Origin of the sequence: Pseudoxanthomonas sp. 3HH-4, from assembly GCF_006716465.1 — a bacterium.
GTDB lineage: Bacteria > Pseudomonadota > Gammaproteobacteria > Xanthomonadales > Xanthomonadaceae > Pseudoxanthomonas_A.
On sequence record NZ_VFPB01000001.1, the window covers coordinates 154,030 to 180,375 of the forward strand.

26 protein-coding genes are annotated in these 26,346 nt (G+C 65.3%); 15 read left to right on the forward strand and 11 right to left on the reverse strand.

From position 1 onward, the window contains the following. Positions 1-16 precede the first annotated feature (16 nt). From mnmE to rpmH, 4 genes are all read right to left on the reverse strand, one after another. Positions 17-1,357, reverse strand: coding sequence for a tRNA uridine-5-carboxymethylaminomethyl(34) synthesis GTPase MnmE (gene mnmE / locus FB548_RS00645; protein WP_142122852.1), 1,341 nt, complete (start codon positions 1,355-1,357; stop codon positions 17-19). Positions 1,358-1,445: 88 nt separating this feature from the next. Beyond that, positions 1,446-3,164, reverse strand: a complete 1,719-nt coding sequence (gene yidC / locus FB548_RS00650) for a membrane protein insertase YidC (RefSeq protein WP_142122853.1) — start codon at positions 3,162-3,164, stop codon at positions 1,446-1,448. A 13-nt stretch (positions 3,165-3,177) separates the two neighbouring features. Beyond that, complete coding sequence (rnpA, locus tag FB548_RS00655) at positions 3,178-3,618, reverse strand: ribonuclease P protein component (protein ID WP_142122854.1); 441 nt, start codon at positions 3,616-3,618, stop codon at positions 3,178-3,180. An 87-nt stretch (positions 3,619-3,705) separates the two neighbouring features. Continuing rightward, positions 3,706-3,846 (reverse strand): 50S ribosomal protein L34, encoded by a 141-nt coding sequence (gene rpmH, locus FB548_RS00660; RefSeq protein WP_013536759.1) that lies wholly within the window; start codon positions 3,844-3,846, stop codon positions 3,706-3,708. Positions 3,847-4,117: 271 nt separating this feature from the next. On the opposite strand from rpmH, the gene dnaA reads away from it, so the two are divergent. From dnaA to FB548_RS00720, 12 genes are all read left to right on the forward strand, one after another. Continuing rightward, positions 4,118-5,449, forward strand: a complete 1,332-nt coding sequence (gene dnaA, locus FB548_RS00665) for a chromosomal replication initiator protein DnaA (RefSeq protein WP_142124035.1) — start codon at positions 4,118-4,120, stop codon at positions 5,447-5,449. Positions 5,450-5,895: 446 nt separating this feature from the next. Then, entirely contained in the window at positions 5,896-6,996 is a 1,101-nt protein-coding gene (dnaN, locus tag FB548_RS00670; RefSeq protein WP_142124036.1) for a DNA polymerase III subunit beta, read from the forward strand. Positions 6,997-7,193: 197 nt separating this feature from the next. Further along, the gene (recF, locus tag FB548_RS00675; protein WP_142122855.1) at positions 7,194-8,312 is read left to right on the forward strand and encodes a DNA replication/repair protein RecF; all 1,119 of its coding nucleotides are present in this window, start codon (positions 7,194-7,196) and stop codon (positions 8,310-8,312) included. Positions 8,313-8,413: 101 nt separating this feature from the next. Then, positions 8,414-10,879 (forward strand): DNA topoisomerase (ATP-hydrolyzing) subunit B, encoded by a 2,466-nt coding sequence (gene gyrB, locus FB548_RS00680; RefSeq protein WP_142122856.1) that lies wholly within the window; start codon positions 8,414-8,416, stop codon positions 10,877-10,879. 74 nt (positions 10,880-10,953) lie between these two features. After that, complete coding sequence (locus tag FB548_RS00685) at positions 10,954-11,721, forward strand: CPBP family intramembrane glutamic endopeptidase (RefSeq protein WP_255470372.1); 768 nt, start codon at positions 10,954-10,956, stop codon at positions 11,719-11,721. Positions 11,722-11,790: 69 nt separating this feature from the next. Further along, complete coding sequence (locus FB548_RS00690; protein ID WP_142124037.1) at positions 11,791-12,597, forward strand: M48 family metallopeptidase; 807 nt, start codon at positions 11,791-11,793, stop codon at positions 12,595-12,597. Positions 12,598-12,730: 133 nt separating this feature from the next. Beyond that, entirely contained in the window at positions 12,731-13,924 is a 1,194-nt protein-coding gene (locus FB548_RS00695) for a tetratricopeptide repeat protein (RefSeq protein ID WP_142122858.1), read from the forward strand. A 159-nt stretch (positions 13,925-14,083) separates the two neighbouring features. Continuing rightward, positions 14,084-14,752, forward strand: a complete 669-nt coding sequence (locus tag FB548_RS00700; RefSeq protein ID WP_142122859.1) for an energy transducer TonB — start codon at positions 14,084-14,086, stop codon at positions 14,750-14,752. A gap of 96 nt (positions 14,753-14,848) precedes the next feature. After that, complete coding sequence (gene exbB, locus FB548_RS00705) at positions 14,849-15,610, forward strand: TonB-system energizer ExbB (protein WP_142122860.1); 762 nt, start codon at positions 14,849-14,851, stop codon at positions 15,608-15,610. 46 nt (positions 15,611-15,656) lie between these two features. After that, on the forward strand, positions 15,657-16,085 hold the full coding sequence (locus FB548_RS00710) for a biopolymer transporter ExbD (protein ID WP_142122861.1): 429 nt from the start codon (positions 15,657-15,659) through the stop codon (positions 16,083-16,085). A 3-nt stretch (positions 16,086-16,088) separates the two neighbouring features. Continuing rightward, positions 16,089-16,499, forward strand: coding sequence for a biopolymer transporter ExbD (locus FB548_RS00715; protein ID WP_142122862.1), 411 nt, complete (start codon positions 16,089-16,091; stop codon positions 16,497-16,499). 135 nt (positions 16,500-16,634) lie between these two features. Then, positions 16,635-17,030 carry a biopolymer transporter ExbD gene (locus FB548_RS00720; RefSeq protein WP_142122863.1) on the forward strand — a complete coding sequence of 132 codons (396 nt, stop codon included), beginning with the start codon at positions 16,635-16,637 and terminating at the stop codon, positions 17,028-17,030. Between the two features lie 27 nt (positions 17,031-17,057). Here FB548_RS00720 and FB548_RS00725 read toward each other — a convergent pair whose 3' ends face one another. From FB548_RS00725 to cls, 3 genes are all read right to left on the reverse strand, one after another. Continuing rightward, complete coding sequence (locus FB548_RS00725; protein WP_142122864.1) at positions 17,058-17,837, reverse strand: pyridoxine 5'-phosphate synthase; 780 nt, start codon at positions 17,835-17,837, stop codon at positions 17,058-17,060. Beyond that, on the reverse strand, positions 17,834-18,094 hold the full coding sequence (locus tag FB548_RS00730; RefSeq protein WP_142122865.1) for a hypothetical protein: 261 nt from the start codon (positions 18,092-18,094) through the stop codon (positions 17,834-17,836). The genes FB548_RS00725 and FB548_RS00730 overlap by 4 nt, the downstream gene beginning before the upstream one ends. Positions 18,095-18,159: 65 nt before the next feature. Further along, a complete protein-coding gene (gene cls, locus FB548_RS00735) occupies positions 18,160-19,614 on the reverse strand; it encodes a cardiolipin synthase (protein WP_142122866.1) in 1,455 nt (484 codons plus the stop codon). A gap of 69 nt (positions 19,615-19,683) precedes the next feature. Between cls and FB548_RS00740 the strand changes: the two genes are divergently transcribed. Together FB548_RS00740 and FB548_RS00745 are read left to right on the forward strand one after the other, a co-directional pair. Beyond that, the gene (locus FB548_RS00740; protein ID WP_142124038.1) at positions 19,684-20,763 is read left to right on the forward strand and encodes a PA0069 family radical SAM protein; all 1,080 of its coding nucleotides are present in this window, start codon (positions 19,684-19,686) and stop codon (positions 20,761-20,763) included. Between the two features lie 86 nt (positions 20,764-20,849). Then, positions 20,850-21,389, forward strand: a complete 540-nt coding sequence (locus FB548_RS00745) for a nucleoside 2-deoxyribosyltransferase (protein ID WP_255470373.1) — start codon at positions 20,850-20,852, stop codon at positions 21,387-21,389. Positions 21,390-21,395: 6 nt separating this feature from the next. On the opposite strand, the gene FB548_RS00750 is transcribed toward FB548_RS00745, so the two are convergent. Beyond that, complete coding sequence (locus FB548_RS00750) at positions 21,396-22,109, reverse strand: 2OG-Fe(II) oxygenase (protein WP_142122867.1); 714 nt, start codon at positions 22,107-22,109, stop codon at positions 21,396-21,398. A 28-nt stretch (positions 22,110-22,137) separates the two neighbouring features. Then, entirely contained in the window at positions 22,138-23,169 is a 1,032-nt protein-coding gene (locus FB548_RS00755; RefSeq protein WP_142122868.1) for a class 1 fructose-bisphosphatase, read from the reverse strand. Positions 23,170-23,260: 91 nt separating this feature from the next. Between FB548_RS00755 and FB548_RS00760 the strand changes: the two genes are divergently transcribed. Beyond that, complete coding sequence (locus tag FB548_RS00760; RefSeq protein WP_185741925.1) at positions 23,261-24,493, forward strand: DUF4010 domain-containing protein; 1,233 nt, start codon at positions 23,261-23,263, stop codon at positions 24,491-24,493. Between the two features lie 104 nt (positions 24,494-24,597). On the opposite strand, the gene FB548_RS00765 is transcribed toward FB548_RS00760, so the two are convergent. Then, positions 24,598-25,227, reverse strand: a complete 630-nt coding sequence (locus tag FB548_RS00765) for a response regulator transcription factor (protein ID WP_142122870.1) — start codon at positions 25,225-25,227, stop codon at positions 24,598-24,600. Next, a complete protein-coding gene (locus FB548_RS00770; protein ID WP_142122871.1) occupies positions 25,224-26,330 on the reverse strand; it encodes a histidine kinase in 1,107 nt (368 codons plus the stop codon). The genes FB548_RS00765 and FB548_RS00770 overlap by 4 nt, the downstream gene beginning before the upstream one ends. Positions 26,331-26,346: the final 16 nt, after the last annotated feature.

The window sequence follows — 26,346 nt, forward strand, 5'->3', positions numbered from 1 at the left end:
CCCGCGAAGAGCCACATCACTTGCCGATGCAGAACGTGGAGAAGATGTGGCCCAGCATGTCATCCGCGCTGAGGCGGCCGGTGATTTCGCCCAGTGCGTCATGGGCGAGCCGCAGTTCCTCGGCCGCCAGTTCCAGTTGTTCGTGCTGCACTTGCTCCGCTGCGGACGCCGCATGGAGGGACGCGCGATGCAGTGCTTCCACATGGCGGGCGCGCGCCGAGAACTCGCCTTCGCCTCCCGCGGCAGCCGGCTCTCCGGCCAGCGCACGCAGGCGCTCGTGAAGACGCGCCAGGCCGGTGCCCTTCGCTGCGGAGACATGCACCCTGGCGTCATCATCCGCAGGCATCTCGGCGAGCAGGTCGGCCTTGTTGTGGATCCAGAGCACCATGGGCACACCGGCGATGCTGTCGGCGATCGCAGCGCGGCCGACGTCGGGATCGCGCGCATCGACCACCGCCAGCGCGACATCGGCGCGCGTGAGCTCCGCGCGCGCGCGCCGCATGCCTTCGCGTTCGATCGCGTCGCCGCCATCCCGGAGCCCTGCGGTATCCACCAGATGCAGTTCCAGGCCATCCAGCCGGATGGTTTCGCGCAAGGTATCGCGTGTGGTCCCCGCCACGTCGGTGACGATGGCCCGCTCACTGCCCGCCAGTGCATTGAGCAGCGAGCTCTTGCCGGCATTCGGCGGACCGACGATGACGGCGTGCATGCCGTCGCGCAGCTTGCGCCCGCGCTCCGCATCTGCGATCAGGCCGGCAAGCGAATCGCGGGTATCCGCCAGACGTGCGCGCACTTGCTCGCCTCCGAGCGTGTCGATCGATTCGTCGGCGAAGTCGATCGCGGCTTCCACATGCACGCGCAGAGCGAGCAGCGACTGGCCGACGCCATCGATGCGCGTGGAGAACACGCCGTCGAGCGAGCGCCTCGCTGCACGCGCCGCGCGGGTATCCGCGGCGGCAATCAGATCGGCGATGGCCTCGGCCTGGGCGAGGTCGAGCTTGTGGTTGAGGAAGGCGCGTTCGGAGAACTCGCCCGGCCGTGCCATGCGCGCGCCCAGCGCGCATGCGCGCGCCACCAGTTGCTGCAGCACGACGGGACTGCCGTGCGCCTGCAGTTCGACTACGTCCTCTCCCGTGAAACTGGCAGGGCCGGGAAACGAGAGCGCGATGCCGTCATCGATGATGTGGCGTTCTTCATCAAGGAAACGCACGTGGTGTGCGTGCCGTGGTGTCAGCGTACGCGCGCACATGTCCGTCGCGATGGCCTGCGCGACAGGCCCGGACAGACGCACGATGCCGACACCGCCTGCGCCCGGAGCGCTGGCAATGGCGACGATGGTGTCCTGTGCATTGTTCATGGGGAAATGCCGGCGGGTGAGCTTTCAGCGTAGCGGAAACACGAAGCCCGCCGGAGGGCGGGCTTCGTGGCGCAGCGGTGGGCGGCAATTACTTCGCCGTCGCGGCCTTTGGGGGGGTGGCCGACTCGCCGTGGCGCTTGGTCATCCACCACTGCTGCAGCAAGCCCAGTGCACCGTTGGTGACCCAGTACAGCACCAGGCCAGACGGGAAGAAGGCCATCATCACGCCGAACACCAATGGCATGAACTGCATCATCTTCTGCTGCATCGGGTCCATGCCCGGCGCCGGCGTCAGCTTCTGCGTCAGCCACATCACCAGCATGTTGAGCACGGGCAGAATGAAGTACGGATCGCGCGCGGTCAGGTCCTGGATCCACGCGAACCACGGTGCCTGGCGCAGCTCGACGGTTTCCACCAGCACCCAGTACAGCGCCAGGAACACCGGCATCTGCACGAGGATCGGCAGGCAGCCGCCCATCGGATTGATCTTCTCCTTCTTGTACAGCTCCATCATGGCGACCTGGAACTTCTGCTTGTCGTCGCCGTAGCGCTCCTTCAACTGCTGGATGCGCGGCTGGAACTTGCGCATCTTGGCGAAGCTCTTGTACTGCGCCGCCGACAGCGGATACAGCGCCAGCTTCACCAGGATCACCAGGCCGATGATCGACCAGCCCCAGTTACCGATGAAGCCATGCAGGAAATTCAGCACCCAGAACAGGCCCTGGCCCAGCAGCGCGAGGATCGCGAACTGGCTGTAGTCGACCACGCGGTCGATGCCGGGCGCATTGATCGCGTGGATCTTGTCGACCAGCTTCGGGCCCACCCACAGGCGTGCGGTGGTGGTGGCCTGCTGGCCGGGACCGACGTTGACGCCGGGACCCATTTCGCGGATCAGCGCGCGCGCGCCGCCATTCGGATTGTCGAGCGAGATGGTGGTGGTGTCGTCGGTGTGCGGAATCCACGCGGTGAAGAAGTGGTGTTGCAGGATCGCGATCCAGCCGCCCTTCACTTGCGCATCGACGCGACCGTCTTCCAGATAATCCTCATTGAACTTGCGGCGCTGGTAACCGCCATCCCACCAGGTGGCGCCGCTGAAGCTGAAGGACTCCGGATTGGTCATGCCGCTCTTGACCTCAGGCGGTGTGCGCAGCAGCTGACGGTAGACCGTGCCCTGCCAAGTGCCGGTGCCCGCGTTGACGACCTCGTCGCGTACCTCCACCTCATAGCTGGCGCGCTTGAAGGTATAGGTACGGCGGATGCTCACACCGTCCGGGCCCTGCCACAGGAACGGTACGCGGACGCTGTCGGCGCCTTGGGCGAGAGCGACATCTCCGGCACCGTTCTCGGGCACGAACGCATGGTGGTCGGGGGCTTTCGATTGCCCGCTGACCCAACCGCTTTCGGCCACGTAGAAATGCTGGGGGTCCTCGCTCATGAGACGGACCGGACCACTGCCCGGCGCCTTGCTCTGCGGGTAATGCAGCAGGTCTGCCTGCAGCACGCTGCCCCCATCCACGACTAGGCGCAACACGTCCGTGGACACGGTCACCCGTGCAGCTGTCGATGTCTTCGCCGCCGGCGCGGGTGTGGCGGGCACCATCGGCGCCGTCGGCACGGTCCCGCTGGCATTGGGTGCGGTGCCGGTACTGGGGGTCGCGGTCGGCACGGTGCTGCCGGCTGGCGCTGCCGTCGCGAGCGAGGCCGCAGCGGGCGCCACGGGGGCCGCCTTCTGCTGGCCCCACTGCATCCACAACAAGGTCGCCACCATCAGCCAGGCGAAGATCAGGAATACACGGGTCTGGTTCATCAGGCAGGCAGTCTCAACCGGCGTCGGAAACCGGTTTGGTCGAAGAAAAAGGAGTGGGTGGCGGCGAAGGGGAATTCAAGCCCGGCGGCATTGTGCCGCCCGGTGCCGATGGCGGCAATGCGCCGGCACGCACGAGGACGCGCTCGAAGGTCGCCCGCAGCTGGCCTGCATCCGCCTGGGCAGCCGGCGCGCGCGCGACCACCACGTAGTCGCCGCCGGGAAGGCCCGCGCGCAGACGACGGAAGTGCTCGCGCAACTGGCGCTTGATCCGGTTTCGCACGACGGCGCGCGTATCGACCTTGCGCGATACCGCCAACCCCAGGCGTGCAGGCCCCTCGCCCGGCAGCCAGTGCAGGCTCAGCATCGGATCGGAGGTGCGGCGCGCCTGATCGAACACGCGTGCATAGTCTGCGCGCGCGCGGACGCGCGCTGCGCGCGGGAAAGTAGTGTTCATCTCAGCAAGAAGCCCGCTCGTGACCGGGCGGGCTCCTGGTGATGCAGTGAACGCATGGATGCATGGCCGCGATGTGCGGCCAAGCCATCAGGCGGTCAGGCGCTTGCGGCCCTTGGCACGACGACGGGCCAGGATCTTGCGGCCGTCGGCGGTCTTCATGCGGGCACGAAAACCATGGTCGCGCTTGCGCTTCAGGTTGCTGGGTTGGTAAGTGCGCTTGGTGGCCATGGGGCCCTCGGGCGTGTTCGGGTGGAAAGAACCGGAAATTCTATAGGAACCACCGGCTTACGGTCAACTCCCTCGGTGCTTTCGACACGATGGTCCTTCGCAAGTGGCTGAACACGGTGCCGTTCACGCGCTTCATCCACATCTTATGCACAGGATCGTTGGCGGGTCCCGACGCCGGTGGTAGTCTGGCCGACCCCATTGACTCCGCCCCGTGCTGCCTCCGGCAACGCGGGATGGCCTGTTCTACCCCACACGCGAGTTGTTCCACCTGATGGATGCCTGGCCCCGTTGCCTCGAACGCCTGGAAGCCGAACTGCCGGCCGAGGATGTACACACTTGGCTCAAACCTTTGCAGGCCGAGCAGCGCAGCAATGCCATGGTGCTGTACGCACCCAACGCCTTCATTGTGGAACAGGTGCGCGAGCGTTACCTGGGTCGCATCCGTGAGCTGCTGGATTACTTCGTCGGACACGATGACGTTTCGCTGGAAATAGGTTCGCGCAGCAGGCCGGCCGACATCGGCATGCCGGTCGCGAACGGCCATGCCGCACCCGGCGTCGCGGCGCCCGCCGAGCCTTTCGCCGGCAACATGGACCTGCACTACACCTTCGACAATTTCGTCGAAGGCCGAAGCAACCAGCTCGGCCGCGCCGCCGCGTGGCAGGCCGCACAGAAGCCGGGCGACCGTTCCCACAACCCGCTGCTGCTGTACGGCGGCACGGGCCTTGGCAAGACGCACCTGATGTTCGCCGCCGGCAACGAAATGCGCCGGCAGAACCCGAATGCACGCGTGCTGTACCTGCGCAGCGAACAGTTCTTCAGCGCCATGACCAAGGCGCTGATCGAGAAGTCGATGGACCAGTTCAAGCGCCGCTTCCAGCAAGTGGATGCGCTGCTGATCGACGACATCCAATTTTTCGCCGGCAAGGACCGCACGCAGGAAGAGTTCTTCCACACCTTCAATGCGCTGTTCGACGGTCGCCAGCAGATCATCCTGACCTGCGACCGCTATCCGCGCGAAGTGGAAGGCTTGGAACCCCGGCTTAAATCGCGCCTGGCGTGGGGCCTGAGTGTGGCGATCGATCCGCCGGACTTCGAGACGCGCGCGGCCATCGTGTTGGCCAAGGCGCATGAGCGGGGCGCGCAGATTCCGGATGACGTGGCCTTCCTGCTGGCCAAGAAGATGCGCAGCAACGTGCGCGACCTGGAAGGCGCGCTCAACACGCTGGCGGCGCGCGCCAATTTCACCGGGCGCGCCATCACCACGGAATTCGCGCAGGAAACCCTGCGCGACCTGCTGCGCGCTCAGCAGCAGGCCATCAGCATCCCCAATATCCAGAAGACCGTGGCAGACTACTACGGTCTGCAAGTCAAGGACCTGCTGTCCAAGCGGCGGACGCGTTCACTGGCGCGTCCGCGGCAGGTGGCGATGGCCTTGGCCAAGGAACTGACCGAACACAGCCTGCCGGAAATCGGCGACGCGTTCGCCGGCCGTGACCACACGACCGTGCTGCACGCCTGCCGACAGATCCGCACCCTGATGGAAGCGGATGGCAAGCTGCGCGAGGACTGGGACAAACTGATCCGGAAGCTCAGCGAGTAATTGCGGGCGCCCTGCGGCGCATCCGTGTTCACGCGGTTTCCGGGCCAGCGCTTCACGTTATCCGGCAGGCGAGAGTGTCCAGTGCGCGCGGGCCTGGTGGGTGCCTGCTTCGCCTGCGTTGCCGTTTTTCTCTTTGAGGTCCTTGCTTCAGGCCGCCGCCGCTTCCTGTGGCGACACTGTAGGCAGGGCCGCGAATCGGGGCAACGCATAACATCGTGGACAAGCGGGCCTGCCTTCTGTGGATAAGATGTGCGTGGAATCAGGCCGGAAAGTTGTCCACAGGTTTCTGCATAGGCACACCTGCCCCTGTCCACCGGGTTGGAAGAAGAAGAAATTGATTCAATTCAAATGGTTATGTGGGTTTTCCCGGATTTCGGGCCCTACCATCACCACCAGCTTTTAAGCTTTTAGTCTTTAAAATCCAAAGCGAAGGGGCCCCAACACTCATGCGTTTCAGTCTGCAGCGCGAAGCTTTCCTCAAGCCCTTGGCCCAAGTGGTCAATGTGGTCGAACGCCGGCAGACGTTGCCGGTACTGGCAAATTTCCTGGTCCAGGTGCAGAACGGACAGCTCTCGCTGACCGGTACCGACTTGGAAGTGGAGATGATTTCCCGTATCGCCGTGGATGAAGCGCAGGACGGCGAAACCACGATCCCCGCGCGCAAGCTGTTCGACATCATTCGCGCGCTGCCCGACGGCAGCAAGGTGACGGTGAGTCAGACGGGCGACAAGGTCACGGTGCAGGCCGGTCGCAGCCGTTTCACGCTGGCCACTCTGCCGGCGAACGATTTCCCGTCAGTGGATGAAGTGGAAGCGACCGAACGTATCGAGGTGCCGGAAGCGACCTTGAAAGAGCTGATCGAACGAACCTCGTTCGCGATGGCCCAGCAGGACGTGCGCTACTACCTCAACGGGCTGCTTTTCGACCTGAGCGAGCGGACGTTGCGTTGTGTGGCGACCGACGGTCATCGTTTGGCACTGTGCGAGGCGGAGCTTGAAGGCACGCCCGTTGGCAAGCGCCAGATCATCGTGCCGCGCAAGGGCGTGAGTGAACTGCAGCGTTTGCTGGAAGGCGGTGACCGTTCGCTGGAACTGGAGGTTGGCCGCAGCCACATCCGGGTCAAGCGGGACGATGTGACCTTTACCTCGAAGCTGATCGATGGCCGTTTCCCCGACTATGCCGCGGTGATCCCGATCGGCGCGGACCGCGAGGTACTGCTGGACCGCGAGATCCTGCGTGCCGCCCTGCAGCGTGCCGCCATCCTGTCCAACGAGAAGTACCGGGGCGTGCGCGTGGAAGTCTCGCCAGGCCAGCTGAAGATCAGTGCACATAATCCGGAGCAGGAAGAGGCTCAGGAAGAGATCGAAGCCGACACCAAGGTGGACGGTCTGGCTATCGGCTTCAATGTGAACTACCTGCTCGATGCCCTGTCTGCTCTGCGTGATGAACACGTCGTCATTCAACTCCGCGACGCGAATTCGTCAGCCCTGGTGCGCGAGGCGAGCAGTGAGAAGTCCCGTCATGTGGTGATGCCGCTGCGCCTCTGACGCCCTGTTCCACGTGAAACACCCGACTCGCCCGGCCTTGCGCCGGGCGATGTCGTTTACAAGCACCCCTAGGCGATTCGCTTGTCCGGGAACGCTAGGCGATAGAATCATCCGATGCCGCTGTCGCCCGCCTGCCCGTTGCCCCGCCCTCACCATTCACTCGCCCAGCAGCCCTTGCCCAGACAGGGGATCTCTCCGTGCAGGTGACCCGTCTTGATGTAAGCGGGCTACGCCGATTCCAGCAGGTTTCAGTGGTCCCAGGACCAGGGCTGAATCTGATCACGGGCAACAATGGCGCAGGCAAGACCAGCCTGCTCGAAGCCCTCCACCTGATGGCCTACGGACGCAGCTTCCGTGGACGAGTGCGTGATGGCCTGGTCCGAACAGGGGCCGATGCTGTCGAGGTCTTCGTGGAGTGGCGCGAAACCACCCAGGGCCGTCTTCGTCGTGCCGGCCTGCGCCACACCGGGCAAGCGTGGACCGGCCGACTAGATGGCGAGAATGTCTCCCAGCTCGGTGATCTTTGCGCCGCGCTTGCGGTCGTCAGCTTCGAGCCGGGTAGTCACGCTCTGGTTACCGGGGGAGGAGAACCCCGCCGTCGCTTCATCGATTGGGGCTTGTTCCACGTGGAACAGGGGGGCGAGGGAACCTTCCTGCCCTTGTGGCGCCGATATGCCCGGGCACTCAAGCAGCGAAATGCCCTGCTGAAGTCAGGCTCAGGCAGTGCTCAACTCGACGCCTGGGACCACGAGATGGCCGAGACGGGTGAGTTATTGACGAGCCACCGGCTGCGTTATCTCGAAACCATGCAGGGCCATCTGTCTGCGGTCGCTGCCGACCTGGCACCGTCGCTCGGTACCGCAGACCTGCAGTTCCAGCCCGGGTGGCGCCGCCACGAGCTGGCATTGGCAGACGCGTTGCTGCTCGCCCGGGATCGCGACCGTGCGGCGGGTTACACCACCGTCGGCCCTCACCGGGCTGACTGGCGCATCGACTATTCCAGCCTGCCCGGTCGAGAAACGCTGTCCCGCGGCCAAGCGAAACTGACTGCGTTGTGCTGCCTGCTGGCGCAGGCGGAGGATTTTGCAGCCAGAAGAGGCGAATGGCCCGTCATCGCCCTGGATGACCTGGCATCGGAGCTGGATCGACACCACCAGCGCCGGATCCTGGAGCGGCTGCTGGCTTGCGGTACCCAGGTCTTGATGACCGGCACCGAAACTCCCTCCGGACTCAATGGCATGCAGGCGGCGCCTACTGTGTTCCACGTGGAACAGGGCGCCATCAAGCTCCTGCAGGTTGGCGGCGGCGGGGGCTAAGTGCGCACCAGTGCTATAATTCTGCGTTGAATCCCTTGGCCCGCGCGTGGCGCCCACCGACCCGGTGACGCGGCGCCTGCCATGCAGCCGACACGAAGCGAATGACCGACGAAACGACCTCTTCTGCACCGAACGGCAACACGTACGACGCCAACAGCATCACCGCACTGGAAGGTTTGGAAGCGGTCCGCAAGCGCCCCGGCATGTACATCGGCGACGTGCATGACGGCACGGGCCTGCACCACATGGTGTTCGAGGTCGTCGACAACTCCATCGACGAGGCGCTGGCGGGCCATGCGGACCACGTGGCAGTGACGATCCATGAGGATGGCTCGGTCTCGGTTTCCGACAACGGCCGCGGCATTCCGGTCGGCAATCATGCGCAGATGAGCGCCAAGCTGGGGCGTGAGGTCTCCGCCGCCGAAGTCGTCATGACCGTCCTTCATGCGGGTGGTAAGTTCGACGACAACAGCTACAAGGTTTCCGGCGGCCTGCACGGCGTGGGCGTCAGCGTGGTCAACGCTCTTTCCGAAAAACTGCAGCTGGACATCTTCCAGGGCGGTTCCCACTACCGCCAGGAATACAGCAACGGTGCGGCCCTGGTGCCGCTGACCCAGCTCGAAAGTTCGACCAAGCGCGGCACCACGCTGCGCTTCTGGCCGTCGGTGACCGCCTTCCATGGCAACGTCGAGTTCCATTACGACATCCTGGCCCGCCGCCTGCGCGAGCTGTCGTTCCTCAATTCCGGCGTCAAGATCGTACTGCTTGACGAGCGGGGCGAAGGCCGTCGCGACGATTTCCACTACGAAGGCGGCATCCGCAGCTTCGTTGAGCATCTGGCGCATCTGAAGACGCCGTTGCATCCGAATGTGATCTCGGTCAGTGGCGAGCAGAACGGCATCACGGTCGAAGTCGCTCTGCAGTGGACCGACGCCTATCAGGAAACGATGTTCTGCTTCACCAACAACATCCCGCAGAAGGATGGCGGCACCCACCTAATCGGTTTCCGCGCGGCGCTGACGCGCACGCTGACCAACTACATCGAACAGAACGGCATCGCCAAGCAGGCCAAGGTAAATCTGTCCGGCGACGACATGCGCGAAGGCATGATCGCCGTGCTGTCGGTGAAGGTGCCGGATCCGAGCTTCTCCTCGCAGACCAAGGAGAAACTGGTCAGTTCAGACGTTCGGCCGGTCGTTGAGAGCACGTTCGGCGCACGTTTGGAGGAGTTCCTGCAGGAACACCCTAACGAGGCCCGAGCCATCGCCGGCAAGATCGTCGACGCCGCCCGTGCGCGTGAAGCCGCGCGCAAGGCCCGCGACCTGACCCGCCGCAAAGGGGCGCTGGATATCGCCGGCCTGCCTGGCAAGCTGGCCGACTGCCAGGAGAAGGATCCGGCGCTGTCCGAACTGTTCATCGTCGAGGGCGACTCGGCCGGCGGTTCCGCCAAGCAGGGCCGCAACCGCAAGAACCAGGCGGTGCTGCCTTTGAGGGGAAAAATCCTCAACGTGGAACGCGCGCGCTTCGACCGCATGCTCGCCTCCGCCGAAGTCGGCACGCTGATCACCGCGCTGGGCACCGGCATCGGCAAGGACGAATACAACCCGGACAAGCTGCGTTACCACCGCATCATCATCATGACCGACGCCGACGTCGACGGGTCGCACATCCGCACGCTGCTGCTGACGTTCTTCTACCGGCAGATGCCGGAGCTGATCGAACGAGGCCACATCTACATCGGCCTGCCGCCGCTATACAAGCTCAAGCAGGGCAAGCAGGAGCTCTACCTGAAGGACGATGCGGCGCTCAACGTGTACCTGGCCAACAACGCGGTCGAAGGTGCATCGCTGATTCCCGCCGATGGCGAGCCGCCGATCTCCGGTGAAGCCCTGGAGAAGCTGCTGCTCGCGTTCACCACCGCGCGCGATGCCATCGCGCGCAACGCGCACCGTTACGATCCGGTGCTGCTGGAGTCGCTGATCGATTTCACCCCGCTCGATGCGGAGCACCTGCAGAAGAACATCGATGAACGACACGAACTGGCCGCACTGGAAGCCAAACTCAACCGGAGCAGCCTGGGAAGTGCGCGCTATGCGCTGACGCTGCAACCGGCCACCGAACAACGCCCCGCAGCGCTGCTCGCGACGCGTCGGCACATGGGCGAGGAACTTGTGCAGGTGCTCTCGCTGTCGGCCTTCGAGACCGGCGAACTGCGTCCGCTGCGCGAAGCGGCAGCGCTGTTGCACGGACTCGTGCGTGAAGGCGCACAGGTCATCCGTGGCAACAAGGCGCAGCCGGTGGTTACCTTCGCCGATGCCCAAGCGTGGTTGCTGGAAGAGGCCAAGAAGGGCCGCAGCATCCAGCGCTTCAAGGGCCTGGGTGAAATGAATCCGGAGCAGCTGTGGGATACCACGGTGAACCCGGATACGCGTCGCCTGTTGCAGGTGCGCATCGAGGACGCCGTGGCGGCCGACCAGATCTTCAGCACGCTGATGGGCGACGTGGTGGAGCCGCGTCGCGAATTCATCGAAGACAACGCGCTGAAGGTTTCCAACCTCGACGTGTGACGTTGCGGAGGATGAGCCCGGTCCCCTCCTCCCTGGTGGACGCGGGAGCCCCCGACCGACGTCCATTGCGCGACGTGCTGCCGGCGTTCGCATTGGACGTCGTGCTGGCGGTGTTGCTTTCGTTCTCAGCCATGCTCCTGGGTTTGCTGGGATGGGCCGCCTGGCGCGGTGTGCAGTTGGCGCGCACGCATGGCGGCACGATCGACGCGCAGGCCCTGCAGGCGAATGTGGGCGCTCCGCCCGTTCTGTTCCTCATCATGGCCACGCTCGTCAGCACCGGCGGCACAGCGCTGCTGCTGTACTTCTGGCGCCGACGCGCGACGATCATCGAACTGCGCCAATCCCTGGCTAATGTGCGCTTGGCCCGGACCTGGTTCTGGGCGCTTGGTGCGGGGATTTCGACCTTCCTGTTCAGTGCAATCATGAGCGGATGCGGCCGCGCGCTGGGGCTGGAACTGGAACCCAGCAACCTGGACGTGATCAAGGCCGGATTCGCGCAATATCCCATCTTCCTGGCCCTGTTCGCCGTCGTCCTTGCGCCGATGTACGAGGAACTGCTGTTCCGTCGCGTCATGTTCGGGCGGTTGTGGCATGCGGGCTGGCCGGTGCTTGGCCTTGTGCTGAGCAGCCTGGTGTTCGCCCTTGTGCATGAAATGCCGGGCCTCAATGGAAAGCCGCCATCCAGCACGCTCTTCCTGCTCTTCGTCTATGCCGGCATGGGCGCCATGTTTGCCGGCGTTTACCGGGCGACGAGGACGCTATGGGCGCCGATCGCTGCGCACATACTGAACAATGCCCTGGCGCTGGCGGTCCTGCAGGTCTACGGCCAGACACAGGCTTAATGTGATTGACGAAAGTTTAAGACGCGTTTGCCCAGACTCCTGCTGTACGCAATATCTCAGGGGGATCGCATGAAAGTCTGGATTCTCGGAACCGTCGCTGCTCTAGGGCTGACGGCATGCGCCACCACGACCTCGCCCACTGGGCGGACCCAGATGGTCGGTGGCGTCTCGCAGGCGCAGCTCGATCAATTGGGCGCGCAGGCCTTTGCCGAGACCAAGGCCAAGGAAACGCTGAGTCGCGACGCGCGACAGAACAGTTATGTCACCTGCGTGGTCAACGCCCTCGTGCGCCAATTGCCCCCCGAGCAGCGCAGGTTCGCGTGGGAAACGGCGGTTTTCTCGGACAAAGAACCGAACGCTTTCGCACTGCCGGGAGGCAAGGTTGGCGTTAACACCGGCATTTTCACGGTGGCGAAGAACCAGGATCAGCTCGCGGCGGTGCTTGGTCATGAGATCGGCCATGTGATCGCGCGCCATCATGAAGAACGCATCACCCGTCAGATGGGAGCGCAGGCGGGCCTGGGCGTCCTGGGGGCACTGGCTGGTGCGCGCTACGGCGATGGCGCGGCCAGCACGGTAAATCAGCTGGGCGGCATGACCGCGCAGGCCGCGTTCCTGCTGCCAGGGTCGCGCACTCAGGAGAGCGAGGCGGATGTCGTCGGCCAGCGCCTGATGGCTCAGGCGGGCTTCGATCCTCGCCAGGCCGTCAATCTCTGGCAGAACATGATGGCCGCCAGTGGTGGCCGTCAGCCGCAGTGGCTCTCTACGCACCCTGACCCCACCAACCGCATCCGCGAACTGCAACGCGATGCACCCTCTCTCGTACCTACCTACGAGGCTGCCAGGAAGGCGGGAAATGCGCCGAAATGCGGCTGACACACGCCACGGTATTGCTGCTATGCAGCACCTGAAACGGTATCCGCACGCACCAGGTTTCTGTTAGTTTTGCCGGCCCCGCACGCAGGCGGGTTGGACCGTCATCCCCCGGATGGCCTGACGAGGTTTGAAGATGAAGCTCCGCATGCACAAGAAGTCCCTACTCAGCATGATGTTGCTGGCTGCCTTTGGCGGCGGCATCGTCGCCGACGCCGTGGCGCAGTCCGCACGGTCCTCCAATCGCAGCAGTTCGCGCGAAGGCAGCCAGAAGGCGGAGGTCCGTTACCCCGACGCAACCCGCGAAGATCCCAAGGCTAAGCCTTCCAGCAAGATGCAGGGCAAGTTGAGCAAGCTGTTCAAGGCATACGAGAAGGAAGACAACGACGCCGAAACACTGGCGTTGGCCAAGGAGCTGATGGCCGAACCGAATGCCAACGAGTACGACAAGGCCATGGCTGCCCAGCTGGGTGGACAGGCGGCGTACAACCTGGATGACATGGCGACCGCCAAGCAGCTGCTCCAGCAGGTGATCGACCTCAATGCGCTGGACAACAACGGCCACTACCAGTCGATGCTGATGCTGGCCCAGTTGCAGCTGCAGGACGACGAGTTCGAGCCGGGCATGGCCAACCTCAACCGTTATCTCACAGAGACGAAATCCAACAAGCCCGAAGACCTGATCCAGAAGGGACAGGCGCTGTACCAGATGGAGAAGTATGCGGAAGCCATCCCGGTACTCGAGCAGGCCATCGCCGCCACGCCGGAGCCGAAGGACAACTGGTACGGCCTGCTCTTGGCGTCGCTCATCGCCGCCGAGCGCCCTGCCGAAGCGGTGAAGATCGCCGAACAGATGGCAGCCAAGAATCCGGCCGACAAGAAGGCCCAGCTCAACCTGGTCGCGACCTACCAGCAGGCGGACCAGTACGACAAAGCCGCCACCACGCTGGAGAAGATGCGTTCCGCTGGCCAGCTGACGGAAGAAAAGGAATACCGTCAGCTCTACGTGACCTACGCCAACATGGATGGTCGGGAGAAGGACGTCATTTCCGTCGTCAACGAAGGTTTGGAGAAGGGCTTGCTGAAGCCGGACCACCAGACCTTCTTGGCCCTGGCGCAGGCGTACTACTACTCCGAGCAAATCCCGCAAGCCATCGATGCCTGGCAGAAGGCTGCGCCCCTTGCCGCGGATGGCGAAACCTATCTGAACCTTGCGCGCGTCCTCTGGCAGGAAGGCCGCATCCCGGAAGCCAAGGTGGCCGCGCGTGCCGCACTGGCCAAGGGTTTGAAGAAGCCGGACGACGCGAAGAAGATCATCGCGCTGCCGTGACGGGATTCGATGACACCGAAGGCCAATTAATCCATACGGATGATGGCATCGGGGCGCCGGATTGGTATAAGCTGGGGGTTCCGTCGGTGAAAACCACCGGCAGGACCCAGAATCGACGACGCGTCTCGGCGCTCGTATCAACCTTGAGTTAATTGGCGCATGGCTGAACAACTGGTCATCAACAGGTACCGGGAAGAAGAAGAGGACAACAGCCTCAACTGGCCCCGTATCATCGGTATTGCCTTCGTGATCGCATTGCACGCAGCGGCCCTGCTTGCGCTGTTGATCCCGGCGGTTGCTCCGCCGGCTGAAAAGAAGGAAGAGCGCCGCACTTCGGTCGTCATCGTCGACGCGCCGCCTCCCCCGCCGCCGCCGCCGCCGCCGCCGCCGAAGCAGGACACGCCGCCGCCGCCGGTCAAGAACCTGGCGCCGCCGAAGACCACCCCGCTGCCGCCGCCGCCGGAAGCACCGCCGGTCGACATCGCCGAGCCGCGTCCGACCGACATCGTCACCCCGCCGTCGCCGCCCGCACCGCCTGCGCCGACGCCGGACATCGGCGCCAGCGTGGATATCTCGTCGAAGAACATGAATCCGCCGCGTTACCCGCCCGCCGCCGCGCGAGCCGGTATCACGGGTACGGTGATCCTGATCATCGACGTGGATGCCAACGGCAACGTGACCAACGTGTCGGTGGAGAAGTCGAGCCGCAACCGCGACCTCGACCGTGCCGCGATCGATGCTGCACGCAAGTGGCGCTTCAATGCTTCCGTCGTAAATGGCCAGAAGTCAGCTGGCCGGGTCCGCGTACCGGTGGATTTCACGCTTTAAGAAGGAAGACGGCGGCCAACACCTGGGCCAAAGTCAACGTTTCATCCTTTCAGAACCGCAACACCCTCTATCAACACTTATATAAAGGTAAGCGTCATGCTGCAGGAAACCCTTTTTGCCGCCGCCGCCGGGGGCACCAACGCCGCGAATGCCTTGTCGCAGATGGGCTTCGAGCACATGATCAGCGAAATGATCAGCAAGCCCGGCGAGTTCATCGTCTCGTGGGTCGTGCTGCTCACCCTCGTCATCATGTCGGCCATGTCCTGGTACTGGACGGTCATCAACGTGCTGCGCAGCAGCCGCCTGAAGGGCCAGGCCGACCGCGTCACCAGCGCTTTCTGGGAAACCCCGAACGCGCAGGACGCCATCCGCCTGATGGAAGAGCAGCCGAAGAACGAGCCGTTCTCCAAGATCGCGCTTGACGCTGCCCAGGCTGCCGCGCACCACCAGCGCGCCGAAGGCTCTGCAGCAGGTCTGGGTGAAACCCTGAGCCGCTCGGAGTTCGTCGACCGCGCACTGCGCCAGGCCGTGACCCGGGAAAGCACCAACCTGCAGGGCGGCATGACGCTGCTGGCCACCGTCGGTGCGACCGCGCCGTTCGTAGGTCTGCTGGGTACGGTGTGGGGCATCTACGGCGCCCTGATCCGCATCGGTGCGACCGGTCAGGCCTCGATCGACGCCGTCGCCGGCCCGGTGGGTGAAGCGCTCATCATGACCGCCATCGGTCTGTTCGTCGCCATCCCGGCCGTGTTCGCCTACAACTTCTTCAGCAAGACCAACTCGGCGACCATCGCCAAGTTCGACACGTTCGCGCACGACCTGCACGACTTCTTCGCCACCGGCTCGCGCGTTCGCTGAGCCGGCGGTACAAGCAGTCAACGCAACGTTCTAGACGGAGCCCGTCATGGCTTTCAGTAGTGGTAATAGCAGCGGCCCGATGGCCGAGATCAACGTCACGCCCCTCGTGGACGTGATGTTGGTGCTCCTGATCATCTTCATCATCACGGCGCCGCTGATGTCGCACAAGGTGAAGATCGAACTGCCCGAAGCGAACCTGATACAGGATCCGGCGGACAAGACCGCGCCGGCGACCCCGCCGATCACCATCTCCGTCAAGGAGAATGGCGATCTGTACTGGGGCGACGAGCCGGTGACCAAGGAGATCCTGGAATCCCGCCTGTCCAGCGTGGCCCAGTTGCAACCGCAGCCGAAGCTCAACCTGCGCGGCGACAAGACGACGAAGATGGGCACCATCGCCGACGTCACCAAGATCGCGCAGGGTCAGGGCATGCTGGACATCGGCTACGTGGCCACGAAAGAGAAGGGGCAGTAAGCCATGGCATTCAGCAGTGGTGGAAGCAAGGGCCCCATGGCCGACATCAACGTCACGCCCCTCGTGGACGTGATGCTGGTGCTGTTGATCATCTTCATCGTGACCGCGCCGATCATGACGTATCCGATCGAAGTGGCCCTGCCGCAGCGCGTGATCAACCCGCCGCCGCAGGTGCGCGAGCCGCCGCCGCCGATCGATCTGCGCATCGAGGCCGATGGCACGATCTACTGGAACAACAGCCCGGCGAACGTGGCCGACCTCCAGCGGAGGATGGAAGAGGAAGTGCAGCGCGATCCGACCAACCAGCCGGAGCTGCGCATCGAAGCCAACTCGGAATCGCACTACGACGTGATGGCCAAGGTGTTGGCTGCTGCGAAGAACGCGCAGATGATGAAGATCGGTTTCGTACAGTAAGCCTGACGCGAAAGACGCCTTTGAACGCCGCCCCTTGGGCGGCGTTTTTCTTTGGGAGCGCACCGGCTCCCTCTTGTGGCGACGCCGCGGGCGGCGTAGCGTCAGGGCCACGGTCCTGACAGAAGGAGGTGTGCCATGGCGTTCTCCGTTCCCGCAAGCCGTCGTGAACTGGCCGAGATCAACATCACCCCACTCGTGGACGTGATGCTGGTGCTGCTGGTGATCTTCATCGTCACCGCACCGTTGCTCTCGCGCCCCATCGAAACGATCCTGCCGCAGTCCGTACGGGGGGAAAGAACCGAGCCACCGAATGACTTGGTCCTCAAGGTCGGGTTGGCGGGAGCCTACACACTGGATGATCGCCCGGTATCACTTGCCGACCTGCGCCTTCGGCTAGAGGACGCTGTCCTCGCTGATCCGCGTACGGTGTTGCAGGTGGAAGCCGCAAGCGGGGCCGATTACCAGCAGCTGGTCAGCGCATTGGCCCAGGCAGAAGCGAGCGGCCTGGACAACATCGTGATGCGGAACTGACGACCGGATGACGGCGCCGGTCGGTACTCAGCGACCGGCGCTGGTGGTATCCCTGCATGTTGCATGCAGGATGGACAGGTAGGCTTCCACCGTGCGCTCGAGGCCGGCGTACAACGCCTCGCCAATCAACGCATGACCGATGGAGACTTCCAGAACGTCAGGCACCGCAACCAGGAATTCTCCCAGATTGTCCTGGCTCAGGTCGTGCCCGGCATTGACGCCCAAGCCCAGGGCGTGAGCTTCGCGTGCGGTGCGGGTGCACAGCGCCAGCGCGGTTGCGGCGTCGCCACGCGCGGCGGCCTCGGCGAACGGGCCGGTATAGATTTCGATGCGATCCGCGCCAACACGGGCAGCTTCAGCAAGGCCCTCGCAGCCTGCATCGACGAACAGACTGACGCGACAGCCCATCGCCTTCAATTCGGCGACGAATGATTGCAGGCGATCCATGTCATGACTGAAATCGAAGCCATGGTCCGACGTGATCTGCCCATCGGCGTCCGGCACCAGCGTCGCCTGTGCCGGCCGCACGGCATCGCAGAGGGCCAGGAAGCCGGGATAGCCCTCGCGGGGTGGGGCGAAAGGATTGCCCTCCAGGTTCAGTTCAACGTTGCACTCACGCGTCAGTGCCGACAGGGCATGTACGTCCGCCGTGCGGATGTGCCGCTGGTCCGGCCGCGGGTGCACCGTGACGCCATGCGCGCCTGCGGACAGGCATGTGCGGGCAGCGCGCACCACGTCCGGCTCCGAGCCGCCGCGCGAGTTGCGCAACACGGCGATCTTGTTGACGTTGACGCTGAGCAGGGTCACGAAGCAGGGGGCTCCGAGGGGGGGATCGCGTTGCGGCGCGCCTCTGCCACCTCGCGCAGGCGACGCAGCTCGGCCGGATCGATCATCTGCGACGGATCCTGGCTGCTCTCACCGATGCGACGTGCGTACCAGCTGACGATCCAGAGCAGGAACAGTACCAGCGAGGCGAGCAGCGACATCACCATCACCGGAGTGGAGGTCACGGAAAAGCCGACATACAGGGCGCCGACCGCCATCAACAGGAACAACCAGTGCATCGTCCACCCCCGGGGTTGGTCGCGGCATATTACCGCCTCCGGCACGGCACAAAAACGGGCCTGCTTCACAGCAGCGGCGACATCAGGCGGGCCAGCGCCTCGGGGAGCCGATGCCGCCAGAGCGAGCGGCCGCGTTGCAGCTTCACCGGTTCGCTGGCGGCGATCTCGCCCTCAAGCCACTGCGCCAGCGTGCCGGCGACGCCGCGGTCGCGGAACATCATCGAGATCTCGAAATTGAGGCGGAAACTCCGGTGGTCGAAGTTGGCGCTGCCGATGACCGCCATGGCATCGTCGCAGAGCAGCGCCTTGCTGTGCATCATCCGCGGTCCGTACTCGTAGACTTTCACCCCTGCGGCCAGCAGCTCGTCGAAGTAGGACCGTGCGGCTAGCGTCACCAGTCTCGAATCACTCACTTTCGGCACCACCAGCCTTACATCCAATCCGCCCAGCGCGGCCGAGGTCAGCGCCATGCGTGCCGCCTCGCCCGGCACGAAGTACGGCGTCACCAGCCACACGCGCCACTTCGCTTCGTGGATGGCGGCCACCTTCATGCGATGGATCGGCTCCCATGCCGAATCCGGCCCCGATACCAGCGCCTGCGCGGCGATACCGCCCTGCACGTTCGCATCGCTCGCACTCCACAGGCGCGTGCCCTGGAAATCCTTGCGCTGCTGGCCCGTGGCGTAGACCCAGTCTTCCACGAACACCTGCTGGATGCTGCGGACGACCTCACCTTCCAGGCGCAGGTGCAGGTCGCGGTAGGCATCGTCGCGCAGGGACTCGTCTTCCTCATCGGTGACGTTGATGCCGCCGGTGAAGGCGATGCGACCGTCCACCACCACGATCTTGCGGTGGGTGCGCAGGTTGAGCCAGGGCCGGGTGAAGGGCCTGAACTTGGTCGGGTGGAACCATGCGTACTCGCCACCGGCTTCCACTAGCGGTTGCAGGGCACGTTTCTTCAACCGGTTGGAGCCTACCGCGTCCAGCAGCAGGCGGACCTTCACGCCCTCGCGTGCCTTGGTCGTCAGCGCGTCCAGCACGCGCTGCCCGGTGCGATCGCCATTGAAGATGTAGTACTCGACGTGAATATGGTTGTCGGCAGCCGCGATCGCATCCAGGATCGCCTGGTACGTGGCGCAACCGTCGACCAGCTGTTGCACGGACGTGGCGGTGGAAGGAGGCAACCCGGTGATCTTCTGCGCGAGCATCGGCAGCTCGGCGCTGTTGCCGTCGGTGGGCGCGAAGACTTCGTAGCGATCGAGACTTTCGCGCGAACGCGTACGTCGCAACTGGTGGCGCTTGATCCGCTGCGGCCCCAGCAGGAAGTAGATCAGGTAGCCCACGTAGGGCAACAGCGCAAGCGACAGCAGCCAGCTGAGCGTGGCGACCGGCTCGCGCTTCTGCAGGATGATCCAGGAGCACAGCGGCACCAGGTAGAGCAGCCACGCCACCGTGACCCACAGCTGCAGGTTCGGCACTGAGCCAAGCGTGTCCCAGAGGGAGGTCAGAGCGTTGCGCATGGGGCGATTCTATATGCCGTGTCGCGAACGCTGCGACGCCGCGGGCGCAAGCTGGCCGGCATGGCGACGATGCGACACCCCGGCATCAAGGGACGTGGCTCTACCGGCTACCTGCCGGGCCGGTTCGCCGTGACCACGCCGGAGACGGTCGACGACGGCTGGCACGAGGCCGATAACGAAGGCGATACCGCATCGGCACCCCAGACCGAATTGCACGAGGAAGTGGCGCGCAGCGTCATCACCCGCAACCAATCGCCGGACATCCCCTTCGATCAATCGTTGAATCCGTACCGCGGCTGCGAGCACGGTTGCAGCTACTGTTTCGCGCGCCCGTCGCATGCTTATCTCGACCTGTCGCCCGGGCTGGACTTCGAGACCAAGATCTACGCCAAGACGAATGCGCCGGAGATGCTGCGCAGAGAGCTATCCAGGCGTGGCTACCAGCCCAGTCCGATCTCGCTGGGAATCAATACCGACGCCTACCAGCCCGCCGAACGTCGCCTGCAACTGACGCGCCGGATCCTGGAGGTGTTGGCCGAAGCGAAGCATCCGGTGTCGCTGATCACCAAGAACGCGCTGATCGAACGCGACCTGGACCTGTTGGCGCCGATGGCACGGGAGAACCTCGTGCACGTCTACTTGTCGATCACCACGCTCGACAACGGCCTGTCCTCGCGGCTGGAGCCGCGCGCGTCCGCGCCGCACAGCCGCTTGAAGGCGGTGACGCGGCTCAGCGAGGCGGGCGTGCCGGTGGGCGTGATGTTCGCCCCGGCGATTCCCTGGGTGAACGACCACGAGCTGGAAGCGGTGCTCGAAGCGTCGCGCGATGCCGGCGCCACGGCGGCCGGCTACGTGCTGCTGCGCCTGCCGCACGAAGTCGCCCCGCTGTTCCGCGACTGGCTGCAGACGCACCTGCCTGATCGTGCGGCGCACGTGATGAGCACGGTGCAGCAGCTGCGCGGCGGCAAGGATTACGACAGCCGGTTCGGCACTCGCCTGCGTGGCGAGGGCGTGTACGCCGACCTGCTGGCGCGGCGCTTCGGGCTGGCGTTGAAGCGCCACGGCTTCGAAGGACGGCGCCATCCTCCGTTCGACTGCACACGCTTCGTGCCACCCCGCGCGCCGTCGCCGCAGGGCGAGCTGTTCTGACGCCAGCGACGGCACCACTGCGACGATCGGTCACGCGGCGGCCCGCCGACGGCCAGGGACAATCCATCATCCCCGCCTTGCGCCCCGTGCCGATGATCCAGTCGCTCTACCTTGCCGGTCCCGACATCTTCCGCCCCGACGCCGCCGCCCGCGGCGAGCAACTCAAGGCGCTGTGCGCACGTCATGGCTTCGAAGGCCTGTTTCCGCTGGACGTCCAGGTGGCCGGCCACGCCACCGGCGATCCGCTGGAGACCGCGCGCTGGATCTACCGTGCCGACATCGGCCTGCTCGATGCGGCCGATGCGGTGCTGGCGAACCTGGATTTCTTCCGCGGTGCCGAACCGGACAGTGGCACCTGCTTCGAAGTGGGTTACGCGATCGCCCGCGGCAAGCCGGTCTACGGTTACGTGCCCGAAGGCGGCAGCCTGGCAGAGCGTATCCGCCGGCGCTGCCCGGAATACCTGGGCGAGGACGCCGGCAACGACATGCAGGGCTGGCAGCTGGAGGAGTTCGGCCTGCCGCTCAACCTGATGCTCGCCGTGCCCTGCGTGATGGTGGTGGGCGATGCCGAAGCGGCGTTGCAGCGCCTGCGTCGCGACCTGGACGCCCGGCACAGGGTCGCCTGAGCCGCGTCAGCGGCCGCCGTACAGCCGTTCGGCACGCTGGAACAGGATCCAGCTGGTCGCGATGTACTTGTCGCCGCCCACGGGGCGGTTGCCGCGGTGCGTGTGGGTGAACGCGGTCGGGGCGATCAGCAGGCTGCCGGTGCGCGGCGCGATCTTGCGCTGCTGGTGGAAGAATTCGGTTTCGCCCGCCTCGAAGCCATCGTTGAGGTAGAGCGTCCACAACACGTGGCGGTGCAGCGGCTCCGCATCGGCGCCCTTGGGGAACAGCTCGCAATGCCAGTAGGGATAACCGCCTTCGCCGGCTGGATAACGCTGCAGGTTGATCCGGCCCGGCACGAACACCGCCATGATCAGTCGCATCAGCGCATCGTCGTCCATGCCGGCGACGTCCTCGTAACCGAGGCGGTGCAACTGCCCGTCCTCGCCCGGCTGCTGCAGCATCAGCGGTGCGATCAGGCTGAAGGGATAAGTGCGCAGGTACTGCTTCAGCCCGGCGAGCACGGCCAGGTTAAGGCGCTGTTCCACGTCGCGCCAGTCGGCCTGCCCGCTGATGCTGATGTCGCGGCTGTGCTTGAGCTCCGGATGGTGGCCACCCCCGACCTTTCCCGGCCGGTCCTGCCGGCTGGCGTCGAAGCGCGCCACGATGGCGCGGCAGGTCGCCGCGTCCAGCGCGTCGTGATAAACCTCGATGAAGTCGGCGGGATGCGGATGCGGCGTCATGGCCGGATTCTAGCCGCCCGCGTCGCGGTCAGGCGGAGGCGGTGTCGTGGGCCCGATGGTAGCCGACGGCCGCCTCGACTTCCTTCTTTGATCCGAGGAACACCGGCACGCGCTGGTGCAGCTGCGTCGGCCGCAGGGTCAGGATGTCTTCGCGCCCGGTGCTGGCCGCGCCGCCGGCCTGCTCCACCAGCATGCCCATGGGGTTGGCCTCGTACATCAGGCGCAGCTTGCCGGCCTTGCCCGGGTCTTTGCGGTCCCACGGGTAGATGAAGATGCCGCCGCGGGTCAGGATGCGGTGCACGTCGGCGACCATGCTGGCGATCCAGCGCATGTTGAAATCCTTGCCGCGCGGGCCTTCGCTGCCGGCGAGCAGGTCGCTGACGTAGCGCTGCATCGGCGCTTCCCAGTGGCGCTGGTTGGACATGTTGATGGCGAACTCCTTCGTCTCCTCCGGGATGCGCATGTCGCGCTGGGTCAGCACGAACGCACCCTGCTCGCGGTCCAGGGTGAACGCATGGGTGCCGTTGCCCGTGGTCAGCACCAGCATCGTGCTGGGGCCGTAGATGCAGTAACCGGCGGCGACCTGCTCGCGACCGGGCTGGAGGAAGTGCTCATCACCCGGCGTGGTCACGCCATCCGGACTGCGTAGCACCGAGAAGATGGTGCCGACCGAGACGTTTACGTCGATGTTAGAGCTGCCGTCCAGCGGATCGAACAGCAGCAGGAAGCCGCCGCGCGGATAGGCATCCGGGATCGGCTGGCTGTGGTCCATTTCCTCCGACGCGCACGCGGCGAGGTGGCCGCCCCAGGCGTTGGCTTCCAGCAGGATGTCGTTGCTCAGCACATCCAGCTTCTTCTGCGCCTCGCCCTGCACGTTGCCGGTGCCGGCATCGCCCAGCACGCCGCCCAGCGCGCCCTTGCTGACCGCGATGGAGATGCTGGTGCAGGCGCGGGCCACCACGGCGATCAGCTGGCGCAGGTCGGCGCTGATGCGGCCCGCGCGCTGTTCCTCGATCAGGTAACGGCTCAGCGAGACGGCGGATGGAGCAGAAGCGGGCATGATGGGATCCACGGCGAACGGTGCGCGCATTGTCCGGGTTGATGGGACCAATGCAAGACCATTCGCTATGCTGACGGGTCTGGAGGAAGGAATGGACGAAGCAACCCCGGAGACCTGGCTGGCGCTGTCCTCGGCGCTGGGTCTGGGCCTGCTGATCGGCCTGGTGCGCGAACGCAGCCACGGTCGTGCGCATGCCATCGCCGGCCTGCGCACGCACGCGCTGGTGGCGTTGGGCGCGGCGGTCGCGGCGTGGCTGGGACTGCCCGTGTTGATGGTCGGGTTGGGCGTCGTCGGAGCGCTGGCGGCGATGGCGTACCACGCCACGCGCCAGGACGATCCCGGCCTGACGAGCGAAGTGACCCTGGTGCTGACCTTCCTGTTGGGCGCCATGGCGATGCGCGTCCCGGCGCTGGCCACCGCGCTGGCGGTGGTGGTGGCGGTGCTGCTGTATGCCAAGCAGCCGCTGCATGAACTCACCCGCGACACCTTCAGCGAACGCGAGGTCTTCGACGGCCTGCTGCTGCTGGCGTCCGCCCTGGTCATCCTGCCGATCCTGCCGGACCGCCCGATCGGGCCTTTCGACGCCATCAACCTCGCCACCATCTGGAAACTCGTGGTGCTGGTGATGGCGGTCAGTGCGCTGGGCCATGTCGTGCTGCGCGTGGTGGGCAATCGTTGGGGGTTGGCGGCGGCGGGGTTCTTTGCCGGCTATGTGTCCTCGACGGCGGCCACCATCGGGTTCGGACAGCGGGCGAAGGAAACACCGGCCCTTCTGCGCTCGGCCGTTGCGGCCGCGCTGCTGGCGAATCTGGCCTCGCTGACGTTGTGCATCCCGATCCTGTGGGCGGTATCGCCGGCGCTGGTGCGCGACTTGCTGCCGGAACTCTGCGCCATCGGCGGCGTATTGCTGGCCGGCGGCGTGTTGGGCCTGCGTGCGGGACACGAGGAAACCGTGAAGCCCCCAACCTCCGAGAGCCGCATGTTCCGCTTCGGGCAGGCGCTCGGATTCGCCTTGCTGGTGGGTGTGCTGACGTTCGTGGCGGCGGCGCTCGCGGCGTGGATCGGACCACGGGGCGCGATGGCGGCTGCTGCGCTGTCGGCGATCGCGGAACTGCATGCGGCCGTGGCCACGCTGGCCAACCAGTTTTCGCGTGGTGGACTGGAGGCCGCGGAAGCACGCTGGTGGATGCTGGCGTTGTTGGCGGCCAGCCTCATCGCCAAGTCGGTCATCGCCTGGATCAGCGGCGGCAAGGCCTACGGGCTGCGCGTGTCCGCGGGCCTGATGGCGGCGTTGGCGGCGGGCGCGGTGATGGTGGGGTTCTGAAGGGAAGCTGTGCTGTTGTGGAAGCGACGTAAGTAGCGATTGGGCGTCAGCAAAAAAGCATCGCGACTTACGTCGCTCCCACAGGAAGCACTACCGGGCGCCCCTCAGATAATCCGCAACGTGATCGCCTTCAGCACGGCGCGGGTGCGGTCGCGCGTACCGAGCTTGTCCAGGATGGTGGAGACATAGTTCTTCACCGTGCCTTCCGCCAGGAACAGCGTGCGCGCGATTTCCTTGTTGGAATACCCGCCCGCCAACAGCCGCAGGATCGCCACTTCTCGCCCACTGAACGTATCGCTGGGCGGCGCTTCGTCGCGGAAGCGGAAGCGCGCGCGCACGGGATCTGTGCTCACCGGTTGCAGCAACGTCTCGCCTGCGGCCACGCGCTGGATGGCGTCATGCAGGTCTTCGGGCGCGGCATCCTTCAGCAGGAAGCCCTGCGCACCGGCTTCGGTGGCGCGCAGCAACAGGTCACTGTCGTCGAACGTTGTCAGCAGCAGCACCGGCGTGCGGTCGCCGCGTTGGCGCAGCTTGATCAAGGCTTCGATGCCGTCGACACCGGGCATGCGGATGTCGCTCAGCACAACGTCCACCGGCTGCGCTTCCAGCTTGGCGAGCAGGTCCGCGCCGTCGTCGGCCTCGAACACAACGTCCACCTGCTGCGCCTTCAACAGGGCGCGCAGCCCGGCGCGCACCAGCGCCTGGTCATCGGCCAGGGCGACCCGCACGCTCATGCGGGCAGCCTCACGTCCAGGCGCAAGCCACCGCGAGGCGTGGTGCCCAGGCGCAGGTCGCCACCCAGCGCCGCCACGCGCTCGCGGATGCCCGATAGTCCATTGCCTTCGCGCAAACCGCCCCTGAGCTTGCCATCGTCCTCAATGCACAGGCGCATATCAGCGTCTTCCTTGCTCAGCGAAACCATCAATGTCTCCGCGTTCGCGTGCCGTGCGGCGTTGGTCAGGCACTCCTGCACGATGCGCAGCAGCGACTCCGCTATGGCCGGATCGTCGATGCGAACGTCTTCCGCGATACGCAGATCCAGCGCGGGTCGTGGCAGCGGCGCGGCGAGGGCACGGATCGCGGTCTGAAGGTCCAGCCCGCGCGCATCGCGCAGGGCCTGCACGACGTTGCGAATATCGTCCAGCAACTCGGTGGACAACTGTTGCGCGATGCGGACTTCATCGCGCACGGCGAACGCCGGATCGCTGGCCAACGCCCGCAGGTTGAGCTTCATCGCCGTGAGCTTGTGCCCGGCCACGTCGTGCAGCTCGCGTGCCACGCGCAGCCGTTCGGCATCACGCGCGCTGTCGGCCAGCAGCGCCCGCGTGGCCAGCAGGTCCGCATTCACCAGCGCCAACTGGTCGCGGGATTCTTCGGACCGACGGGCATAGTGCACGCACAGGCCGGCGAGCGCCTGGAAGCCGATGTTGATCAGCGTCATCGTCAGCGGCGCGCCGAATTCGTGGTGCACCATCAGCGTGTAGAACGCCACGTTCAACACCAGCGCGGCGCCGACGACCCCGCGTGGCGACAGCACGTTCACCGCGCACGCCATCCAGACCACCAGCAGCACCTGCGCGGTGCCCACGCGCGGCGTCAGCCAGGCCAGCAGCAGCGCGAGGCCGGCCATCGCCACCAGGGCGACCCGCCGCTGCCGCTCCCAGGTGTCCGGTGCAAGTGCGAACAGGAGGAATCCCAGCGCGTAAGCCGCCAGCGCGGCAGCCGCGGCCGGCAGCACCTCGGGCGGCAGGAAGCGCAGACCCAACGACACCGCCGCCAGCGTGAACACCCCGGCGAGGGTCATGGGTTCGCGAAGTCGGGTCAGGGCCGTCCACATGCACCCATGCTGTCGC